The sequence below is a fragment of the Ruegeria conchae genome (assembly GCF_000192475.1).
GTDB classification, from domain to species: domain Bacteria; phylum Pseudomonadota; class Alphaproteobacteria; order Rhodobacterales; family Rhodobacteraceae; genus Ruegeria; species Ruegeria conchae.
In genome coordinates, this window is record NZ_AEYW01000023.1 from 60,075 (window position 1) to 78,799 (window position 18,725).

Consider the following 18,725-nt stretch of genomic DNA (forward strand, 5'->3'; position numbering starts at 1 on the left):
ATCGCGCGGATTATTCGGATATTTCTGAAGGTGCTTCTGAACTCCCGCAAGCCCGATCCAAGAAAATACTTTAATTTCAGAGCACTGAACGATAGATAGATGCGGCAATTGACCACAATTCGCGCCATATGATGTATCACAGAGACAGTTTTTCTTGCCAGATCGCACAGCCTGTTTCTAACATCAGATGGCAAGCTACACGCCCGCCACTCTTTCTACGTCGCATCGAAGGAGAGCATCCAAAGGGCGCAACTGGGTAACGCGACGGGTTTCACTCATGAATATCACGTTTCTTCTGAACGGAGAGACAGTGGAGCTGGAGGATATCGATCCGACGGCGACCTTGCTGGATTGGTTGCGCGAGGATCGCGGCCTTACCGGCACCAAAGAGGGCTGCAACGAAGGTGATTGCGGAGCCTGCACTGTCATGGTGTCCGATGAGGACGGTGCCAAGGCGGTGAATTCCTGCATCATGTTCCTGCCGCAACTTCACGGTAAAGCGGTGCGCACTGTCGAAGGCGCGAGCGGCCCAGATGGAGACGCTCACCCGGTTCAGAAGACAATGGTGGATCTGCATGGCTCTCAATGCGGGTTCTGTACGCCTGGCTTTGTGATGTCGATGGTGGCAAGTCACACCAATGGCGCGACGGATCACGACACTCAACTGGCCGGTAACCTGTGTCGCTGCACGGGCTATGCACCAATCATCCGGGCGGCTGAGGCCGCCGAAGCACATCCAGTTCCCGTGTGGGTCAAAGATAAGCCGGTGTCTATCCAGTCGACCCCTGCCAGGTTGCCTGGTTCGTCGGATGAACTCGCCAAGATTTACTCTGAAAATCCAGATGCTACTTTAGTTGCCGGGGCAACGGATGTCGGACTTTGGGTCACGAAGCAGCTGCGCGACCTTGATCCCGTAATCTTTCTTAATCGTTGTGAAGATCTGAAAGAGATCACGATCAACGATGAAGAAATCCGCTTTGGCGCAATGGTCGACATGAACCGCATGGGCGATGCGCTTGCCGATCTGCATCCGTCTTATGCAGAAATGGTTCGGCGCTATGCCAGCGTTCAGGTCCGAAACGCGGCAACAGTTGGTGGCAACATCGCCAATGGCTCGCCCATCGGAGATAACCCTCCTGCCCTTATTGCTTTGGGAGCAACACTGCACCTGCGCAAGGGTGACGCCCGCCGGTCAATCCTTTTGGAAGAGTTCTTCATTGACTACGGCAAACAAGATCGCGCGCCGGGCGAGTTTGTCGAGGCCGTCAGCTTCCCGCGTCAGGCTGATCGGTTGAAGTGCTACAAACTCAGCAAACGGTTCGATCAGGATATCTCGGCCGTTTGTGGGTGTTTCAACATCACCGTAACCAACGGCACAGTCGAACAGGTTCGCGTTGCTTTTGGCGGCATGGCTGGAACTCCAAAACGTGCAACGGCAGTCGAGGCTGCGCTAACCGGCCAGCCATGGACGCGCGAAACAATTAACGCCGCATTGCCTGCTTTTGCGGAAGATTACGCGCCGATGACCGATATGCGGGCCTCGGCCACGTATCGTCTGGAAACAGCCAAGGCGATGCTTGTCAGATACTACAACGAAGATCAGGGCAAACTGTCCAATGTACTGGAGGTGTCGGCATGAGTGTCGCCAAATCCCTTCCGCACGACACTGGACCACTGCATGTGGCCGGTACAGCGCGCTATGTCGACGACATCCCGACACCAAAGGGATCGTTGCACCTGGCGTTCGGACTAAGCCCGATCGCCAAAGGTAAAATCAGCGCCATGGATCTGTCTGCCGTAAAGGCTGCTGACGGTGTGGAGACGGTGATCACCGCTGATGACCTGCCCTTTGCAAACGACGTATCCCCATCAATCCACGACGAGCCGCTTTTGTCGGATGGAACGGTGCACTATATCGGTCAACCGGTATTTCTGGTCGTCGCCACCAGCCATCTGGCTGCCAGAAAAGCGGCCCGGCTGGGCAAGATCGACTATGCCGAGGAAGCACCGATTCTGACAGTCGAGGAGGCCCTTGCCGCTGACAGCCGATTCGAGGACGGCCCGCGTATCTACGCCAAGGGCGATGCAGAGGCCGCCATCGCAGGTGCGGCTCATATCGTCGAAGATACGTTTGAGATCGGTGGGCAGGAACATTTCTATCTGGAAAGTCAGGCAGCCCTGGCAGTGCCGAATGAAGGCGCGGATATGCTAGTGCATAGTTCGACTCAGCACCCGACCGAGATACAGCACAAGGTAGCCGATGCACTGGGTGTTCCCATGCACGCAGTCCGGGTTGAAACACGGCGGATGGGCGGAGGTTTTGGCGGCAAGGAGAGCCAAGGCAACGCTTTGGCCGTCGCCTGCGCCATCGCCGCACGTGCGACTGGCAAGGCCTGCAAGATGCGCTATGATCGTGATGACGATATGACGATCACGGGCAAGCGCCATGGCTTCCGGATTTCGTATAAAGCCGGGTTCGATGAAAACGGACATATTCAGGGCGTTTCCTTTTTACACTATGCCTTGTGCGGTTGGGCGCAGGATCTGTCTCTTCCGGTTGCAGATCGCGCCATGCTGCATGCGGACAATTCCTATTTGCTGCCAAATGCCCGGATCGAAAGCCATCGGCTGAAGACCAACATCCAGTCTGCCACGGCCTATCGTGGGTTTGGCGGCCCGCAAGGGATCGTTGGGATTGAACGTGTGATGGACCACGCGTCGCATGTTATGGGGCTGGACCCGATCGAGCTGCGCCGCCGGAACTACTATGAACCGGCGCATGAGGTGGCCGATCCCCCGGTTGCTCAGAAACCTCTGGGCCATCCTGACCCGCATGACGACCTCACCAGCCGAGGCGCGGTCGAGATGGGCGATGCACCGGTTCGCCCGGTACCCGCAGGCGGCAACACCACGCCTTATGGGATGGAAGTCAGCGATTGCGAACTGCATGGCATGACAACAGCTTTGCTGAAGTCTAGCGACTATGCCGCCCGTAAGCAGGCGGTTGACGCGTGGAATGCCGAGAATAGCGTGATCAAGAAGGGAATCGGTTTTTCCCCGGTGAAGTTTGGCATTTCCTTTACACTGACCCACCTGAACCAAGCCGGTGCGCTGGTGCATGTTTATCAGGACGGCTCGGTCCACCTGAACCACGGTGGCACTGAGATGGGCCAGGGGTTGTTCCAGAAGGTCGCTCAGGTTGCAGCGTCGCGTTTTGGCATACCACTTGAGCTGGTGAAAATTACCGCCACCGATACGGCCAAGGTACCGAATACATCTGCCACCGCGGCCTCGTCAGGAAGTGACCTGAACGGCATGGCGGTCAAAGCAGCCTGCGACACCATCCGTGACAGGATGGCGGATTATCTGGCGGAACGACATCAGGCCGACCCCACGATCGTGACATTTGCGGACGGGCAAGTTTCAGTAGGCGAAGAAAGCTATAGCTTCGCCGAAGCCGCAGCGTTGGCCTATCAGGGGCGCATCAGCCTGTCCGCAACCGGATTCTATAAAACTCCGAAGGTCGAATGGGACCGGATCAAAGGCCATGGGCGCCCCTTCTTTTACTTTGCCTATGGCGCAGCCATCACTGAGGTGGCTGTCGATACACTGACCGGTGAAAACCGTATCTTGCGCACCGATATCCTGCATGATGCGGGCGCGTCCCTGAACCCGGCGTTGGATATCGGGCAGGTCGAGGGTGCTTATGTTCAGGGCGCGGGCTGGCTGACGACAGAAGAACTGGTCTGGGACGGCAAAGGCAGTCTACGCACGCACGCACCATCCACCTACAAGATACCGGCCTGTTCTGACCGACCCGATATTTTCAATGTCGCGCTTTGGGATGGAGAGAATCGTGAGGACACGATCTATCGTTCGAAAGCGGTTGGCGAGCCACCCTTCAATCTTGGCATATCAGCTTGGTTGGCCCTATCGAACGCGGTGGCCGCATGTGGAACCAGCTATCCCGCGCTGAATGCGCCTGCCACCGCAGAAGAAGTCTGGCGTGGAATTCAAAGGGTAAAGGGAGATACCTGATGGGATTTGACAGGGAGGCTTTGAGGGAGGCGGTCAAAACCCACGGCAAGGTGGTTCGGGTCGTCATTGCCGGGATCAAGGGATCATCACCGCGCGAAGTTGGCGCTTCGATGCTTGTATGGAAAGATGAGCAAAGCGGCACCATCGGCGGCGGCACGCTGGAATATCAGGCCGCTGAAGCTGCGCGTCGCCAATCCAAACCGTCACGGCTGAGCCAGCATGCACTTGGCCCTGATTTGGGCCAATGCTGCGGCGGAGCGGTTTCGCTGCTTTCGGAAATATATGACAGCGCTTCTTTAACGCATATTGAAGGTACGGTCGTCGCACGACCTGTGACCCAGGAATGCGAAAAAGATGACCCGCTGGATACTCAGGTTCAGCCTATGGCGGTTAAACGCGTATTAGCGCGGTCTCGCGCTCAAGGCGTCGCACCCGAACCTCAGCTGATCGAGGGATGGATGATCGAACCCATCCACGAACCCACCCGCAACATCTGGATTTGGGGGGCAGGCCATGTTGGCCGTTCTCTGGTGGATGTTCTTTCCCCTCTGCCCGATCTTGCAATCACATGGGTTGATACCGGTCCCGAGCGTTTTCCCAGCAGCATTCCGTCGGGGGTGACTGCCGTGCCGGCGGCCAAGCCAGCAGAACTGGTGCGACATGCACCGCCTGAGGCCGAGCATTTGGTGCTTACCTATTCACACAATCTGGACCTGGAACTGTGCAACAGGTTGCTTTTGCACGATTTCCGTTTTGCCGGGCTGATTGGTTCAGCTACTAAATGGGCGCGATTCCGATCGCGGCTGGCGGCGCTGGGACATCTGCCCGCACGTATAGGCCGGATTACCTGCCCGATTGGCGACCCCGATCTGGGCAAACACCCGCAGATGATCGCCGTTGGGGTCGCAGCGCAACTTCTGCGCCCGGCCCGGCAGAATGAACTGAAGAAGGACCTGAGCGCGTGACCACTCCACTTCTAAGTCTTCAAGGGCTGACCAAAGCCTATCCCGGCGTCGTGGCCAATGATCAGGTGTCTTTCGACATCGGTGAGGGCGAGGTTCACGCCTTGCTGGGCGAGAACGGCGCGGGCAAATCAACGCTGGTCAAGATGATCTATGGCCTGGTGAAGCCCGACAGTGGTTCGATGCTACTGCGTGGCCAGACTTTTGCACCGCCTGAACCACGAGCGGCGCGCTCTGACGGAATCGCGATGGTGTTCCAGCACTTTTCACTATTCGATGCCCTGAACGTCGCTGAAAACATCGCGCTTGGTATGGAAAACCCTCCTGCGATGGGTGATCTGGCGTCCCGCATCCGCGAAGTGTCGGAAACCTATGGCCTGCCGCTGGACCCCTATCGTACTGTGGGTGACCTGTCTGCAGGAGAGCGTCAGCGGGTCGAGATCATCCGTTGCCTGCTGCAAGACCCCAAGCTGTTGATTATGGATGAACCAACATCGGTTCTAACCCCTCAGGAAGTCGATATCCTTTTTGAAACGCTGAATAAATTGCGCTCCGAAGGCACCTCGATCCTGTATATCTCACACAAGCTTGAAGAAATCAGAACGCTGTGTGACCACGCCACGATACTACGTCTGGGCAAGAATGTAGGCGAGTGTGTGCCCGCCGAAACCTCCGCCCGCGACATGGCCGAAATGATGGTCGGCTCGACGTTGCAAACACCAGAACGATCCGGTCGGGAGTTTGGCGAAGTTGCGCTGGATGTAAGTGGCCTTTCGGTGCCATCGCCTTCAGAATTTGGCACAGCGTTGCGCAATGTTCACATGACCGTCCGCAAGGGCGAAGTTCTGGGCATCGGTGGCGTTGCCGGAAACGGTCAGGACGAATTGCTGGGTGTTCTGTCAGGAGAGATTTCAACTGCTGCAGATGCGATCAAGTTCAATGGTCAAGCGATTGGCAAGCTCGGTCCGACGGCCCGGCGGAAACTTGGTGTGCTGACAGCCCCCGAAGAACGGCTGGGCCACGCAGCTGCCCCTGATATGAGTCTGACTGAAAATGCCCTGCTGACCGGATCGATCCGCGAAGGGTTGGAAAGCAATGGCTTTCTAAAGTGGAACGAAACCAAAGAGTTCGCCGAGAAGATCATCAGCGCTTTCGACGTTCGGACACCTGGGCCTGAGAATGCAGCACGATCGCTCTCGGGTGGGAACCTGCAAAAGTTCGTTATCGGTCGCGAGGTGTTGCAGAACCCCGATGTGTTGGTAGTGAACCAGCCAACTTGGGGTGTGGACGCCGCTGCCGCTGCCTCGATAAGGCAAGCGATCCTGGATCTTGCGGCCAAGGGAACGGCAGTGATCTGTATTTCCCAAGACCTTGATGAGCTTATGGAAATCTCGGACAGCTTTGCCGCGTTAAACGAAGGGCGTCTGAGTGCGCCGCGTGAAACCACCGGCCTGACGGTTGATGAGATTGGCCTGATGATGGGCGGAGCACATGGCATGGAGGTGGCGCATGTCTGACGCGTTAAACTGCCTTCTACGAGAATATTTTCAAAAAGATGAAGAAAGCGGGGGGATAATCGGGTGATTGTGCTGGAGAAACGGCCTCAGCCATCCAAGGCTTGGTCATATGCGACCCCCTTGGTGGCGGTGTTGGCCACGATGGTTTTTGGCGGATTGCTGTTCGCTATACTGGGCAAAAATCCGGTTGAGGCGATCGGAACGATTTTCTGGGAACCGCTGTTTGGCGAGTTTGCATTCTACTACCGCCCTCAACTGTTGGTCAAAGGTGCGCCTTTGGTGCTGATTGCGATTGGCCTGTCTTTGGGTTTTCGCGCAGGTATCTGGAATATCGGTGCCGAGGGTCAATATATCATGGGAGCCATCTTCGGGGCGGGTGCTGGACTGGCATTCTATCCGATGGATGCGTTCTTCATCTTTCCCATCATGGTGATCGCAGGCGCGTTTGGCGGCTGGCTATGGGCAATGATTCCGGCCTTTCTTAAGGTTCGGTTCGGAACCAACGAAATCCTCGTCTCTCTGATGCTGGTCTATGTGGCCGAGCAGTTTTTGGCCTCGGTTTCGCTGGGTCTGCTCAAGAACCCCGAAGGGTTTGGCTTTCCCGGATCGCGCAACCTGCAAAGTTATGAAAGTGCACACAATGCGGAACTGATCGCAGGTTCAGGTATGCACTGGGGTGTAGTTGCGGCATTTATTGCAGTGATTTTCTCATATGTTCTGCTGAACCGGCACATGCTGGGCTTTCACATTCGTCTGACGGGTGAGGCGCCTCGTGCAGCCAAATTTGCAGGCGTGAACCCAGCACGTTTGATCCTGTTCTGTCTTGGCCTGTCAGGTGCACTTGCCGGTCTGGCAGGTATGTTCGAGGTCTCGGGCCCGTCGGGCGTGGTCAGCATCGACTTTAACGTCGGCTATGGCTTCACCGCGATCATCGTGGCCTTTCTGGGCCGTCTGCATCCGGTGGGGATTCTGCTGGCAGGCGGGCTGATGGCGCTGACCTATATCGGTGGTGAAATTGCGCAGTCTCAACTAGGCCTGCCTGCCGCCGCGATACAGGTGTTTCAGGGAATGCTGCTGTTCTTCTTGTTGGCATTCGATCTTTTGACAAATTACCGCATCCGTGCGGCACGTAGCGAGGTGGCATAATGGACCTTGGTGAGATTAACCCCGTCCTTTTGGTCGCTTCGCTGATGGTGGCCGCAACGCCACTGCTTCTGGCCGCGATTGGTGAACTGGTCGTCGAAAAGGCGGGCGTTCTGAACCTCGGCGTCGAGGGTATGATGATCGTAGGCGCGATCAGTGGTTTTGCGATCTCGGTTGAGACCGGTTCACCCTGGCTGGGCTTTATCGCGGCAGCGATCGGAGGCGCGGTGCTATCGCTGCTATTCGTGCTGTTGACGCAGTTTGCGCTGGCCAATCAGGTCGCCAGCGGTCTTGCCCTGACATTGTTCGGATTGGGCTTCAGCGCGCTCATGGGGCAGAGCTATGTGGGCATCAAACCCCCCAGCATGGGCGATATACATATCCCACTGCTCAGCGACATTCCGGTCGCCGGTCCGATCCTGTTCCAACACGATCCGATCCTCTATGTCGGCATCGCGATAATCGCCGCCGTCTGGGCCACGCTCAAATACACCCGTGTTGGACTTATCCTGCGTGCTGTGGGTGAAAACCATGACGCCGCCCACGCGCTTGGCTACAAAGTCATCAAGATCCGCATCATGGCGATCCTGTTTGGCGGGGCCTGCGCAGGACTTGGCGGTGCCTATATCAGCCTGATCCGAGTCCCTCAGTGGACCGAGGGTATGACCGCCGGTGTTGGTTGGATCGCTCTTGCACTGGTGGTGTTCGCCAGTTGGAAACCATGGCGTGTTCTGCTGGGTGCCTATTTGTTCGGCGGAATCACTGTGTTGCAACTGAATTTACAGGCGGCGGGCGTTGCCATCCCGGTCGAGTATCTGGCAATGTCGCCCTACATTATCACGATCCTTGTGCTTGTGATCCTTTCGGCCGACAAGAGCAGCGCACCTGCCTCACTGGGCCGTACATTCCATGCCTCGCTCTAGGGGCTAACTAAACCAACTTGGGGAGTAACACATGAAATTCACTACACTTTTGGCAAGCGCCGCCATGGCGCTGGGTCTGGCCACCGGTGCCATGGCCCAAGACAAGACCAAAGTCGGGTTCGTCTATGTCGGCCCGGTGGGCGACGGTGGCTGGACCTATGAACACAACAAGGGTCGCCTGGCAGTCGAGGAAGAGTTCGGCGACAAAGTTGAGACTGTGTTTGTTGAATCGGTCCCGGAAGGCCCAGACGCCGAACGCGTGATGACTCAGATGGCGCTGGAAGGTGCTGACCTGATCTTCACCACCTCATTCGGATACATGGACCCGACGATCAACGTGGCCAAGAAATTCCCGAATGTGAAGTTCGAGCACGCGACCGGTTACAAAACGGCAGACAACGTCTCGGTCTACTCGGCGCGTTTCTACGAAGGTCGCGCTGTTCAGGGGCACATCGCGGGCAACATGACAAAGTCCAACATCATTGGCTACATCGGGTCGTACCCGATCCCCGAAGTGATCCGTGGTATCAATTCGGCCTATTTGCACGCCAAAAAGGTGAACCCGGATGTCGAGTTCAAAATCGTCTGGGCCTACACATGGTTTGATCCCGCCAAAGAGGCTGACGCCGCCAAGGTTCTGATCGAACAGGGCGCGGACGTTATTCTGCAGCACACCGACTCGACCGCACCGCAAGCTGCTGCGCAGGAAGCTGGCAATGTGGTAACCTTCGGTCAGGCCTCTGACATGAGCGAATACGCCCCCTTCCCGCGTGTGTCATCGATCATCGATGATTGGGCACCCTACTACATCGCGCGGACACAGGCGGTCATGGATGGCACCTGGGAGAGTGTAAATACCTGGGACGGCATCCGGGAAGGAATGGTCGCAATCGGTGAGATTTCCGACGCGGTACCGGCTGATGTCAAAGAAGAGGCGCTGGCCCTGAAAGCCGCGATGGCGGCAGGTGAATATCACCCCTTCACCGGCCCGATCAACAAACAGGACGGCAGCGCTTGGCTGGCTGAAGGCGAAGTTGCTGATGACGGCACGCTGGCCGGGATGAACTTTTACATCAAGGGGCTGGAAGGCGACATTCCGCAGTAAAGTCTAAACCAGCAAGATAAGATCAAGGCTCGCAGAATCCTGCGGGCCTTTTTTGGTCATCCGTTCAAGCAGACACCATCTGGAAGAAATGGGCTTTCAGCGGTATCGCCGACGGCTCTGAACCAAAACGTACACGCATATTGTGTGCGAGATCACTGGCAATTTCATTATGGTCTCCATCGCGTTCGAGAACCTCAAAATAGGCTGGGCTGCCAAGCATCAGACCCAGCGCAAAATTATCAAAACTCGCAACAGTTGAGGCATGTTCGACGTATTCGTGGCGTGGCTCGACAAACCCTGCTTGCGCAACCTCATCCAGAATCGCGGCAGCATCGTGTAGCGAGAACGGGACTTTCATGAAACCGGGAGGATGACCATCAAATGCAGCAGACAATGTTTCGATGACCAGTTCGGAATATGGGTTCTCAGCGTTCGTGCCCCAGGTCGAAAACAAATAAATGCCACCCGGTTTCAACACCCGGAGCGCTTCGGCATAGGCTTTGGCACGATCGGGGAAGAACATATGACCGAACTGGCAGATGACCGCGTCGAAACTTGCGTCATCGAATGGAAGCTCCTGCGCATCTGCAGTTTGAAAACTCACGTTATCCGTCTCGATGAACTTAGTGCGTGCAATATCAAGCATCGGTTCGTTGAGGTCTGTGACCACAATATGCCCATCTTCCAACGCACTAGACACATGCCGGGTCACGATCCCTGTGCCTGCAGCGAGTTCTAACACCTGTCTGGGCGAAACGGCCGCTGTTTTCTGCGCCATAATGCGGGCCATATGATCGAATATCACCGGCCCCATCTCTCGATCGTAATATCCCGGGATATCTCCTACAAATGCAGAATTTGTATCAACCATCGTAACCTCCATGCACCGATAAAATCCCCAGCCTATCATGGTCAACTGAGGATATGCTGAGGCATCGTAGCACAGACTGCGCAAGTTCAGCGACATAACCACGTTGAACACATGGCTGTCAGGGACAGGGTCATACACGAAGGATTGGTTTAGGATCCGGTATTAGTGTCCAGTCAAAACCAGAGTGTTCACCGGCATCAGGATCAACCGCAACCGCAAGCCCGCAGCGTGGACAACACCGATGGTGTCGACCACATGCAGGAACGACTTTTCCCAGAACCCAAGATTTTCGTCTTCCAGCTTGGCGTGGTTATCCGTGTAGACATTGGCCAGACAGTTGCTTCCCGGCGGCACATCATCGGCCATGCTTTCATAAAGCGGCTCGAGATAGACGAGGATCGAGCCTGGCTTGGTATTGGTCTGGACGTCACGCAATTCATCGGTTGGCCTGATCTGACCTGAAGGGATCACATCCTGTACCTCGACGACGACGACGGGGATCACTGTGAAGGGTTTTGTCATGCACCCGATTTCACCGATCATGCCTGGTTTGATCACTTGCGCTGAAAGCTGGTTGAACGCAGCCTGAAACCGGTCGTGCCCCGAAGAAGACGGCACAAGGATGCCTGCCGGCCGCAATAACGGGCTCACGTAATCGCCGACCTGCAGCCCAAATTGTTCGATGCGACCGGTGACACCTGCGCTGATTATGGTCTTGTCCAGCTCAGTCAATGCCGCGTCAAGCTGAGCATTCGCACTGGCAAGCTGGGCAGGGATCAGTTCCTCGATCTGCTGCACCACTGCAGCGCGCTTGGAAGTGGCAGCCGTGACTTGCGCCTCACGCTCGGCAACCAAATTTTCAAGCCGGTCGATCTCGGCCAGGCGCACGGCACTGGACCCTTCGTCGCGCAGTGTAGTATTCCGCTCGAGATCTTCAAGCGCCTGATCCAATGCCGCGCGTGCACCCGCAATGCCTGCCTCGGCCTCGGCCAGATCGGTTTGCGCCACTTTCAAAGAAGCTTGAACCTGAGCGATTTGCGCATGAGCAGCTTCAACCTGTGCTGTTTGCGTGAAATCCTCAATCCGGAAAATCGGCTGCCCTGCTGTCACCTGCTCATTGTTGCGCACATAAACTTCGGAAACGCGGCCGCCGAGCTGTGGAAGGATCGTGACCGTCCGGAAGTACGAGGCTGCCGTTTTGCTGGCCGGATGGAAATAAAACAAAGTGGTGATCACCGTCAGTGCCAGAATAGCGCAGGTCGTTAACCCCCAACGCAGTTCATACCACATAGTGAACAGAGTAATCTCATGTCCGATCCGTTTGCCTTGAACAAAGCGGCGGAACAGATAGTCGGGAAGCACGGTGATCAGTGCGCACAGCATCGTCTCAATCATGGTTCAGTGCCCCTGCGCTGCCGGTTCTGAGGGTTCGGGCTCAATATCCGGTTCGGGCGGATCAGGAACCACGGCTTTATCCTGCCCCGGTGCCAGGGATCGGATGGCATCTGCAATCGACCGTAACGGAGCAGCAAAATCGGGGAACTGAAAACCCGCGACAAGAATTGCCGCAATCCAGAATATTCCGTTGTGGGTAAACAAAGCCAACAGCGCGAGTATTCCAACCAGCTGAAACTGTGGATGGTTATTCTCATGCGCCATTTTTTCCGGGATCGAATGCAGCGTAAAATACGCAACCCCGATCAGGACCACCAAACCGACGGTGAAAATGACCATAAAGGTAAAGAGGTAGTCGCTACCGTCCGCCTGCGTTACATAAGAGGGTATATGCCCCGTTGCCATCGGGTGAATGTCTGCCGAGTTCACGTCCGCCTCCGAATCTTGCTTTGATTGCACTAAGAGCAGGCTGATCGCTTGCGATCAAGTTTCCTGTGCATGGTGCTTGCTTCTTTTCGTTTGAAGGCACGCGTGCCATGGTCAGCACAGGTCACGGGTATATTATGCGTCACACTGATCATCCCCCGGCCGGAAGCGAAAGAACACGTATGATTGATTTCCTGATAATCGGCGGCGGTATCGCCGGGTTAAGCGTGGGTGCCCGCCTGTCCAAGCACGGCACCGTCACGGTGTTAGAAGCAGAGGATGCGTTGGGCTATCACACCTCAGGTCGGTCCGCCGCCCTGTTTGAAAAGGGATATGGTCCGCCGTCCGTCAAAGCTCTGAACGAAAAGAGCGCTGCTTTCTTTGAAGTCAATGAATACCTGACACCGCGAGGATTGATGCTGGTGGGTGCCAAGGATCAACAAGAGTTGTTCCTGAAGGAAGCTCAAGACCTTGGAGTTCAGCAAATTTCTCTGGACGAGGCCACAAAGCAAATCCCGATCCTGAATGCCGACACCGTAGGACATGTTGCCATCAGCAATACTGCCTTTGACATAGATACGGACCGGATGTTGCAGGATTATGCACGGATCATCCGACGCAACGGTGGATCAGTCCTGACCCGAGAGAAGGTCGGCAGCATTCGCAAGTCCGGTCACTGGGTCGTTGAAGCCTCTGACACCTTTGAAGCCCGCAACTTGGTAAATGCCGCTGGCGCATGGGTGGACGAAGTGGCGCAAATGGCAGAAATCCAGCCAATCGGTATTACTCCATTTCGTCGATCCATGGCCCGCCTACCATCGCCTGGAGGGCATGATGTGAAAAACTGGCCCATGATGCTGGGGGTCGCTGAAACCTGGTATGCCAAACCCGATGCCGGAAAGTTACTCGTTTCACCTTGCGAGACCGACCCGACCTCACCCCATGATGCCTATGCCGACGACATGGTTCTAGCAGAAGGTTTGGCACGGTACGAGGCCATGGTGACAGAACCGGTGACACGTGTTGAAACAAACTGGGCCGGGCTGCGCAGTTTTGTATCGGACGGCACTTTGGTTCTGGGGCCAGATCCCACAGACCGAACCTTTATCTGGACTGCCGCGCAGGGCGGATACGGGTTTCAGACTGCCCCGGCTGCCTCGCAACTTGTGGCAGATCTTGTAACAGGTACTGAACCATCACTTGATGCCACAACTGTGCAAGTGCTGAAGCCCGAAAGGTTGCGCAGATGACACCGCGCCAACTGCCCCCCAATGCAAGCGTCGCCACAGAAGGTGAAGACGGCATGCTTGTCGCCCCAACAGCAAGCCGAAACGCGGCGGTGCTTTGTGATCTGATAGCGCGTGTTGCCCCATCATCGGGCCGCACGTTGGAACTGGCCAGTGGCACAGGTCAGCATGTATCGGCCTTTGCCCGGCGGATGCCCGGACTTCATTGGCAACCCAGCGAAGTCAACTTGGAACGGCGCGCCAGTATTGATGCCTATTCGAAAGGGCTGGGAAACACTTCCCCTGCACTTCATCTGGATGCAACCGCGGCAGGTTGGCACAAAACCATAGCAAGGCAAGATTTGGTTGTGCTGGTCAACCTCTTACATCTGATCAGCTTACCCGAGGCTGAAACCTTGATTGCCGAAGCCGCGCGCGTTTTGAACTTGGGCGGGCGTTTGGTGCTATATGGCCCTTTCAAACGTGATGGGCGCTTGACCAGCGAAGGCGACCAGAGATTTCACGACGCATTGGTTCAACAGGACCCCGAGATTGGGTATAAGGATGACACCCAGATAATGGCGCTGTTCTCTGAAAATGACCTCGATCTGGTCGAGGTCGTTCAGATGCCCGCGAACAACTTGGCATTCATAGGCCAAAAGGCAGCAATCTGATCAGGATCAAAGCCGGTCCCCTTCTTATGCATCATATGCAATTTATCATATGTTTTAAGAAGGATGTTGTAATGAGCTGGCACGAAGCACTGGACGGGACCCGCAAAAGCCTGCGCAATCTCAACGGCGCCATTCCCAATACCGCCCGAGCCTTTGGTGCCTTGGGGAATTCGGTCAAAGAAACTGGGATCCTGGACTACAAAACCAAGGAATTCATCGCGTTAGGCATGTCGATCGCCGTTCGGTGCGAGCCTTGCATCACCCTGCATACCGAGGCGTTGATCAAAACAGGCGCCACTCGCGATGAGGTTTCGGATGTGTTGGCGATGGCGGTGCAGATGGGCGGCGGGCCATCTATGATGTATGCGGCGAAAGCCCTAGACTGCTTTGATGAATTGAACTCATAAAAAAAAAGCCCACCAGAGGCGGGCTTTTTGGGGAAGGCGGTACAGGTTTGTGCCGCCTTTCTAAGTTACTAGCCGTCCTTACGGATGGTTTCATTCTTCGGATCGTAGGGGCTGTCGCATGTGACGACCGCATCCCACAGTTTGTCCTGAATTTTGACCTGAAGCTTAGTACCTTCGACCGCCAGTTCGGGCTTCACATAGCCCATGCCGATGGACTTCTCGAAGGCCACCGAATAGCCACCCGAGGTCAGACGACCGACGCGCTCGCCTTCCGGCGTGTACAGCGCCTCGCGGCCCCATGGATCGGCATCGTCCGGCCCGTCGATCAGCAGAGTGCAGCATTTCACGCGTACGCCGGTCTCTTCCAGCTTGGCCTTGCCGTAGAAGTCTTTCGACAGATCAACAAAGCGTGGCAGGTCAGCTTCCAGAGGGGTTGCGTCACGGCCCAGTTCTGTACCAAACGCGCGATAGGATTTCTCCTGACGCAGCCAGTTCTGGGCGCGCGCGCCGACCAGCTTCATACCGTGCTTCTCACCGGCTTTTTCCAGCAGGTCGAACAGGTAATTCTGCATCTCGATCGGGTGGTGCAGTTCCCAACCCAGTTCACCGGTATAGGCCACACGGATCGCGTTCACGGGGCACATGCCGAGTTCGATCTGACGGGCCGACAACCACGGGAAGCGCTTGTTGGACAGTGCAGTTTCCGGATCGGCGTCCTTGATGACCTCCTTCAGCACGTCACGCGACTTGGGTCCGGCGATGGCGAATACGCCCCACTGGGTGGTCACGTCCTGGATCTCGATATAACCAAACTCCTCCATCTTGTCCTCGGCCGCCTTGCGCAGATAGTCGGCGTCGTACTCGGTCCAGGCACCGGCAGAGACGATGTAGTAGTTGTTCTCGCCGTTGCGGACGATGGTGTATTCGGTGCGGGTGGTGCCGTGCGAAGTCAGCGCGTAGGTCAGGTTGATGCGACCAACTTTGGGCAGCTTGTTGCAGGTGAACCAGTCCAGGAACTGGGTCGCACCGGGGCCTTTGACGACATGCTTGGTAAAGGCCGACGCGTCGATCAGGCCAACGCCTTCTCGGATCGCCTCGGCTTCTTCGACGGCATACTGCCACCAGCCACCACGACGGAACGAGCGGCTTTCCTTGTCGAAGTTGTCTGGCGCCTCGAGCGGGCCGAAATAGTTCGGACGTTCCCAGCCGTTGACCCAGCCAAACTGAGCGCCACGGGCTTTCTGCCGGTCATAAGCCGGAACAGTACGCAGTGGACGGCAGGCTTCACGCTCTTCATCCGGGTGGTGCAGGATGTAGACGTGCTCATAGCACTCTTCGTTCTTGCGCGCCGCAAATTCGGTGGTCATCCAGTTGGACGAGTAACGCTTGGGGTCCAGCGAAGCCATGTCGATCTCGGCTTCGCCATCGACCATCATCTGTGCCAGATAATAGCCGGTGCCGCCCGCGGCGGTGATGCCGAAGCTGAAGCCTTCAGCCAGCCACATGTTGCGCAGGCCCGGAGCCGGACCAACCAGCGGGTTGCCGTCAGGGGTGTAGCAGATTGGACCATTGAAATCGTCTTTCAAACCGGATTCGGCGCAGGAGGGAACACGCTCTGCCATCGCCATGTACTGATCGGCAATCCGGTCCAGATCCAGCGGGAACAGGTCAGCGCGAAAGCTGTCCGGCACGCCATGTTCGAACTGCGCAGGAGCGCCATGTTCGTAGATACCCAGAATCCAGCCGCCGCGTTCTTCGCGGGCATATGACTCGTTGTCGGCATCGCGCACAACCGGATGCTCGGGGTTGCCCGCTTCGCGCCATTTGACCAGTTCAGGGTCTTTGTCCATGACGATGAAGGTATGCTCGACCGGGATGGCAGGCATCTTGATGCCCAACATCTTGGCAGTGCGCTGCGCGTGGTTGCCTGATGCGGTCACCACATGCTCGGCAGTGATCACAACCTGCTCATCTGAAGGAACGAGGTTGCCGCCCTTCTCGACCATCTTGGTGCAGGTGACTTCCCAGTGGGTGCCGTTCCAATGGAACGCATCGGCCTGCATCTTGCGAACAATGTCGACACCGCGTTGACGAGCACCCTTGGCCATCGCCTGCGTCACGTCGGCAGGGTTAATATAGCCGTCCTCGGTGTGATAAATTGCACCCTTCAGGTCCGAGGTTTCGATCAGCGGCCAGCGCTCTTTGATTTGGTCAGGGGTAAGCCATTCGTAGGCAACATCACAGGTCTCGGCTGTGGACGCATAGAGCATGTATTCGTCCATACGCTCTTGCGTCTGTGCCATGCGCAGGTTGCCCACCACAGCGAAACCGGCATTTAGCCCGGTTTCTTCCTCAAGCGTCTTGTAGAAATCGACCGAGTATTTGTGGATATGGGTCGTGGCATAAGACATGTTGAACAACGGCAACAGGCCCGCCGCGTGCCAGGTGGAACCGGATGTCAGTTCGTCCCGCTCGATCAGCATCACATCATCCCAGCCTGCCTTGGCCAGGTGATAGGCAATCGAGGTTCCGACGGCGCCGCCGCCAACAACCAGTGCTTTGACTTGGGTTTTCATAGCCGGGTGTCTCCCCTTGGAATCTGTTGACACCATATGGCGCATTTGTGGCGCCCGGCGCGACATTCATCCGACCAGTGATAATAGAAAAACGACCCGCAATTGATGCAGGTTCGTTATTCGGGCGTGACAATCCGATCAGTTTTTACCGAAGGTGCAGCGTTTAGAGCTTCCACTCATTGCGCAGGAAGATCCTTCGTTTCCCTTTCTAACACGGACGTCTGAGCGTCCTGCGTTTGCTGCAGTAGCGACGGCGCCGCCGCCAAATGCCCCAAAACCGGGGATTTTCTGTAGCAATCCATTGATAAAACCGCCACCCGAGTCAGTCGGGCTGGCGTCGGCTTGACGTTGATCCGAATGCAATATCAACTCAAGCGCCTTTCCATAGGCCATCTGTAAATTGTCCTGATTTTCAAAGACTTTGCCGCCAGTGATATCGGCCAGACCTTCTGCGTTGAAATCCGTCGCTGTAAGCGTGTTCAACATCACAGTTCCGATATCCATGTTCTCGAGTTTCTGCTGTGTCACCTTGTCCTGCATAGCCACCATTTTCCCATAGAGGTCCAGCATTTTTCCTGCCATTTCAGGCTGTTCCTCCAGTGGAACATAAATACCCTGCCCCGTCGCAACCGAGGGAAATTCCAATAGTGCATTCAGCCCGGCCAAATCGACTGAATTCAAAAACTGCCGGATCGTGGCATCGCTTGCATTGGTATGCAGACGCAGCACAACTTCTTCATCAAATCCGATGCGACCTTTGATCTTACGGATGTCGCTTTCTTGAACATCGCCAGAAAGACCCTCGGTCACTTCCGCAAACGCCACGCCATCAATGACGGCATATCCGTTAGAAAACTGCATCGCGTTCATAAAGTCGGCCTGTCGCCCCAGTGCCAGACCAACCAGAGTATTGCGTGCTTTCTTAGGCTTCAAAGTGATGTCGAACCAGACGATTTCACCATCTTTTTCATAAACATAACCGGACTCTGCCAGCTTACGTATCAGACCCTCGCGCCCCTCATTCGTGAGGCGCTGTAATTCAGCCTGACCGGAAATAGAGCTGATCATGGGCGAGATTTCATACCCCGACAGAACCGCCTGAACCGGCTTGCTATCGGCATCTATCAGATCATAGCGGCTCCAACCTTTGGGGGGAGATGGCAAAAAGGATTTTGCGCCCGCATCCCAGCTTTTCTTGCGCGCACGTTCGGCCTGCTTGGCGACCTGCTCGGCCTTATACAAGCCGAAACGATCATTGATCGTTTCGATATAACCTGCAAAGGACAATGTATCGTCGTGCTTTTTATCCTGCTGGTAATAGTCAAGACCCGCGATAACAATCGCCGCGATCAGCAAAAATCCAATGAACCGCAAGGCGCCCATAAGTCAACCTCAGAATCAATTAGTGCTCTGAAGAGATTCAATCCTATGAAATTTGGGCGTGGATATGACCGATCCTTGG

15 protein-coding genes are annotated in these 18,725 nt (G+C 56.0%); 10 read left to right on the plus strand and 5 right to left on the minus strand.

Annotated features, from left to right (window positions below):
• Positions 1-277 precede the first annotated feature (277 nt).
• The 7 genes from xdhA (at position 278) to G7G_RS0120295 (ending at position 9,688) form a co-directional block, all read left to right on the plus strand.
• Positions 278-1,639, plus strand: a complete 1,362-nt coding sequence (gene xdhA / locus G7G_RS0120265; protein ID WP_010443298.1) for a xanthine dehydrogenase small subunit — start codon at positions 278-280, stop codon at positions 1,637-1,639.
• Positions 1,636-4,038, plus strand: coding sequence for a xanthine dehydrogenase molybdopterin binding subunit (gene xdhB / locus G7G_RS0120270; protein ID WP_010443299.1), 2,403 nt, complete (start codon positions 1,636-1,638; stop codon positions 4,036-4,038). The genes xdhA and xdhB overlap by 4 nt, the downstream gene beginning before the upstream one ends.
• A complete protein-coding gene (xdhC, locus tag G7G_RS0120275) occupies positions 4,038-5,003 on the plus strand; it encodes a xanthine dehydrogenase accessory protein XdhC (RefSeq protein WP_010443300.1) in 966 nt (321 codons plus the stop codon). Before xdhB ends, xdhC begins: the two co-directional genes overlap by 1 nt.
• On the plus strand, positions 5,000-6,517 hold the full coding sequence (locus G7G_RS0120280; RefSeq protein WP_010443301.1) for an ABC transporter ATP-binding protein: 1,518 nt from the start codon (positions 5,000-5,002) through the stop codon (positions 6,515-6,517). The genes xdhC and G7G_RS0120280 overlap by 4 nt, the downstream gene beginning before the upstream one ends.
• Before the next feature lie 63 nt (positions 6,518-6,580).
• A complete protein-coding gene (locus tag G7G_RS0120285; RefSeq protein ID WP_010443302.1) occupies positions 6,581-7,663 on the plus strand; it encodes an ABC transporter permease in 1,083 nt (360 codons plus the stop codon).
• A complete protein-coding gene (locus G7G_RS0120290) occupies positions 7,663-8,583 on the plus strand; it encodes an ABC transporter permease (protein WP_010443303.1) in 921 nt (306 codons plus the stop codon). The genes G7G_RS0120285 and G7G_RS0120290 overlap by 1 nt, the downstream gene beginning before the upstream one ends.
• Before the next feature lie 31 nt (positions 8,584-8,614).
• On the plus strand, positions 8,615-9,688 hold the full coding sequence (locus G7G_RS0120295) for a BMP family ABC transporter substrate-binding protein (RefSeq protein ID WP_010443304.1): 1,074 nt from the start codon (positions 8,615-8,617) through the stop codon (positions 9,686-9,688).
• A gap of 64 nt (positions 9,689-9,752) precedes the next feature.
• Here G7G_RS0120295 and G7G_RS0120300 read toward each other — a convergent pair whose 3' ends face one another.
• The 3 genes from G7G_RS0120300 to G7G_RS0120310 all read right to left on the minus strand — a co-directional run bounded on the left by G7G_RS0120300 (position 9,753) and on the right by G7G_RS0120310 (position 12,383).
• Entirely contained in the window at positions 9,753-10,559 is an 807-nt protein-coding gene (locus tag G7G_RS0120300; protein ID WP_010443305.1) for a class I SAM-dependent methyltransferase, read from the minus strand.
• Positions 10,560-10,721: 162 nt separating this feature from the next.
• Entirely contained in the window at positions 10,722-11,954 is a 1,233-nt protein-coding gene (locus tag G7G_RS0120305; RefSeq protein ID WP_010443306.1) for an HlyD family secretion protein, read from the minus strand.
• 3 nt (positions 11,955-11,957) lie between these two features.
• On the minus strand, positions 11,958-12,383 hold the full coding sequence (locus G7G_RS0120310; RefSeq protein WP_010443307.1) for a hypothetical protein: 426 nt from the start codon (positions 12,381-12,383) through the stop codon (positions 11,958-11,960).
• A 179-nt stretch (positions 12,384-12,562) separates the two neighbouring features.
• Between G7G_RS0120310 and G7G_RS0120315 the strand changes: the two genes are divergently transcribed.
• From G7G_RS0120315 to G7G_RS0120325, 3 genes are all read left to right on the plus strand, one after another.
• Entirely contained in the window at positions 12,563-13,630 is a 1,068-nt protein-coding gene (locus tag G7G_RS0120315; protein WP_010443308.1) for an NAD(P)/FAD-dependent oxidoreductase, read from the plus strand.
• Positions 13,627-14,280 carry a DUF938 domain-containing protein gene (locus G7G_RS0120320; RefSeq protein WP_010443309.1) on the plus strand — a complete coding sequence of 218 codons (654 nt, stop codon included), beginning with the start codon at positions 13,627-13,629 and terminating at the stop codon, positions 14,278-14,280. The genes G7G_RS0120315 and G7G_RS0120320 overlap by 4 nt, the downstream gene beginning before the upstream one ends.
• A gap of 71 nt (positions 14,281-14,351) precedes the next feature.
• Positions 14,352-14,687: a carboxymuconolactone decarboxylase family protein gene (locus G7G_RS0120325; RefSeq protein WP_010443310.1), complete on the plus strand. Its 336-nt coding sequence runs from the start codon at positions 14,352-14,354 to the stop codon at positions 14,685-14,687.
• A gap of 68 nt (positions 14,688-14,755) precedes the next feature.
• Here the strand turns inward: G7G_RS0120325 and G7G_RS0120330 are convergent, their stop codons facing one another.
• The gene (locus G7G_RS0120330) at positions 14,756-17,263 is read right to left on the minus strand and encodes a GcvT family protein (RefSeq protein ID WP_010443311.1); all 2,508 of its coding nucleotides are present in this window, start codon (positions 17,261-17,263) and stop codon (positions 14,756-14,758) included.
• A 138-nt stretch (positions 17,264-17,401) separates the two neighbouring features.
• On the minus strand, positions 17,402-18,646 hold the full coding sequence (locus tag G7G_RS0120335) for a hypothetical protein (protein WP_010443312.1): 1,245 nt from the start codon (positions 18,644-18,646) through the stop codon (positions 17,402-17,404).
• Between the last annotated feature and the right edge of the window lie 79 nt (positions 18,647-18,725).

Bases quoted from the DNA above. Each gene is read 5' to 3' on its own strand.
- xdhA (WP_010443298.1), top strand. From the start codon at position 278: ATGAATATCACGTTTCTTCTGAACGGAGAGACAGTGGAGCTGGAGGAT.
- G7G_RS0120325 (WP_010443310.1), top strand. From the start codon at position 14,352: ATGAGCTGGCACGAAGCACTGGACGGGACCCGCAAAAGCCTGCGCAAT.
- xdhB (WP_010443299.1), top strand. From the start codon at position 1,636: ATGAGTGTCGCCAAATCCCTTCCGCACGACACTGGACCACTGCATGTG.
- G7G_RS0120290 (WP_010443303.1), top strand. From the start codon at position 7,663: ATGGACCTTGGTGAGATTAACCCCGTCCTTTTGGTCGCTTCGCTGATG.
- G7G_RS0120330 (WP_010443311.1), bottom strand. From the start codon at position 17,263: ATGAAAACCCAAGTCAAAGCACTGGTTGTTGGCGGCGGCGCCGTCGGA.
- xdhC (WP_010443300.1), top strand. From the start codon at position 4,038: ATGGGATTTGACAGGGAGGCTTTGAGGGAGGCGGTCAAAACCCACGGC.
- G7G_RS0120295 (WP_010443304.1), top strand. From the start codon at position 8,615: ATGAAATTCACTACACTTTTGGCAAGCGCCGCCATGGCGCTGGGTCTG.
- G7G_RS0120320 (WP_010443309.1), top strand. From the start codon at position 13,627: ATGACACCGCGCCAACTGCCCCCCAATGCAAGCGTCGCCACAGAAGGT.
- G7G_RS0120315 (WP_010443308.1), top strand. From the start codon at position 12,563: ATGATTGATTTCCTGATAATCGGCGGCGGTATCGCCGGGTTAAGCGTG.
- G7G_RS0120305 (WP_010443306.1), bottom strand. From the start codon at position 11,954: ATGATTGAGACGATGCTGTGCGCACTGATCACCGTGCTTCCCGACTAT.
- G7G_RS0120335 (WP_010443312.1), bottom strand. From the start codon at position 18,646: ATGGGCGCCTTGCGGTTCATTGGATTTTTGCTGATCGCGGCGATTGTT.
- G7G_RS0120300 (WP_010443305.1), bottom strand. From the start codon at position 10,559: ATGGTTGATACAAATTCTGCATTTGTAGGAGATATCCCGGGATATTAC.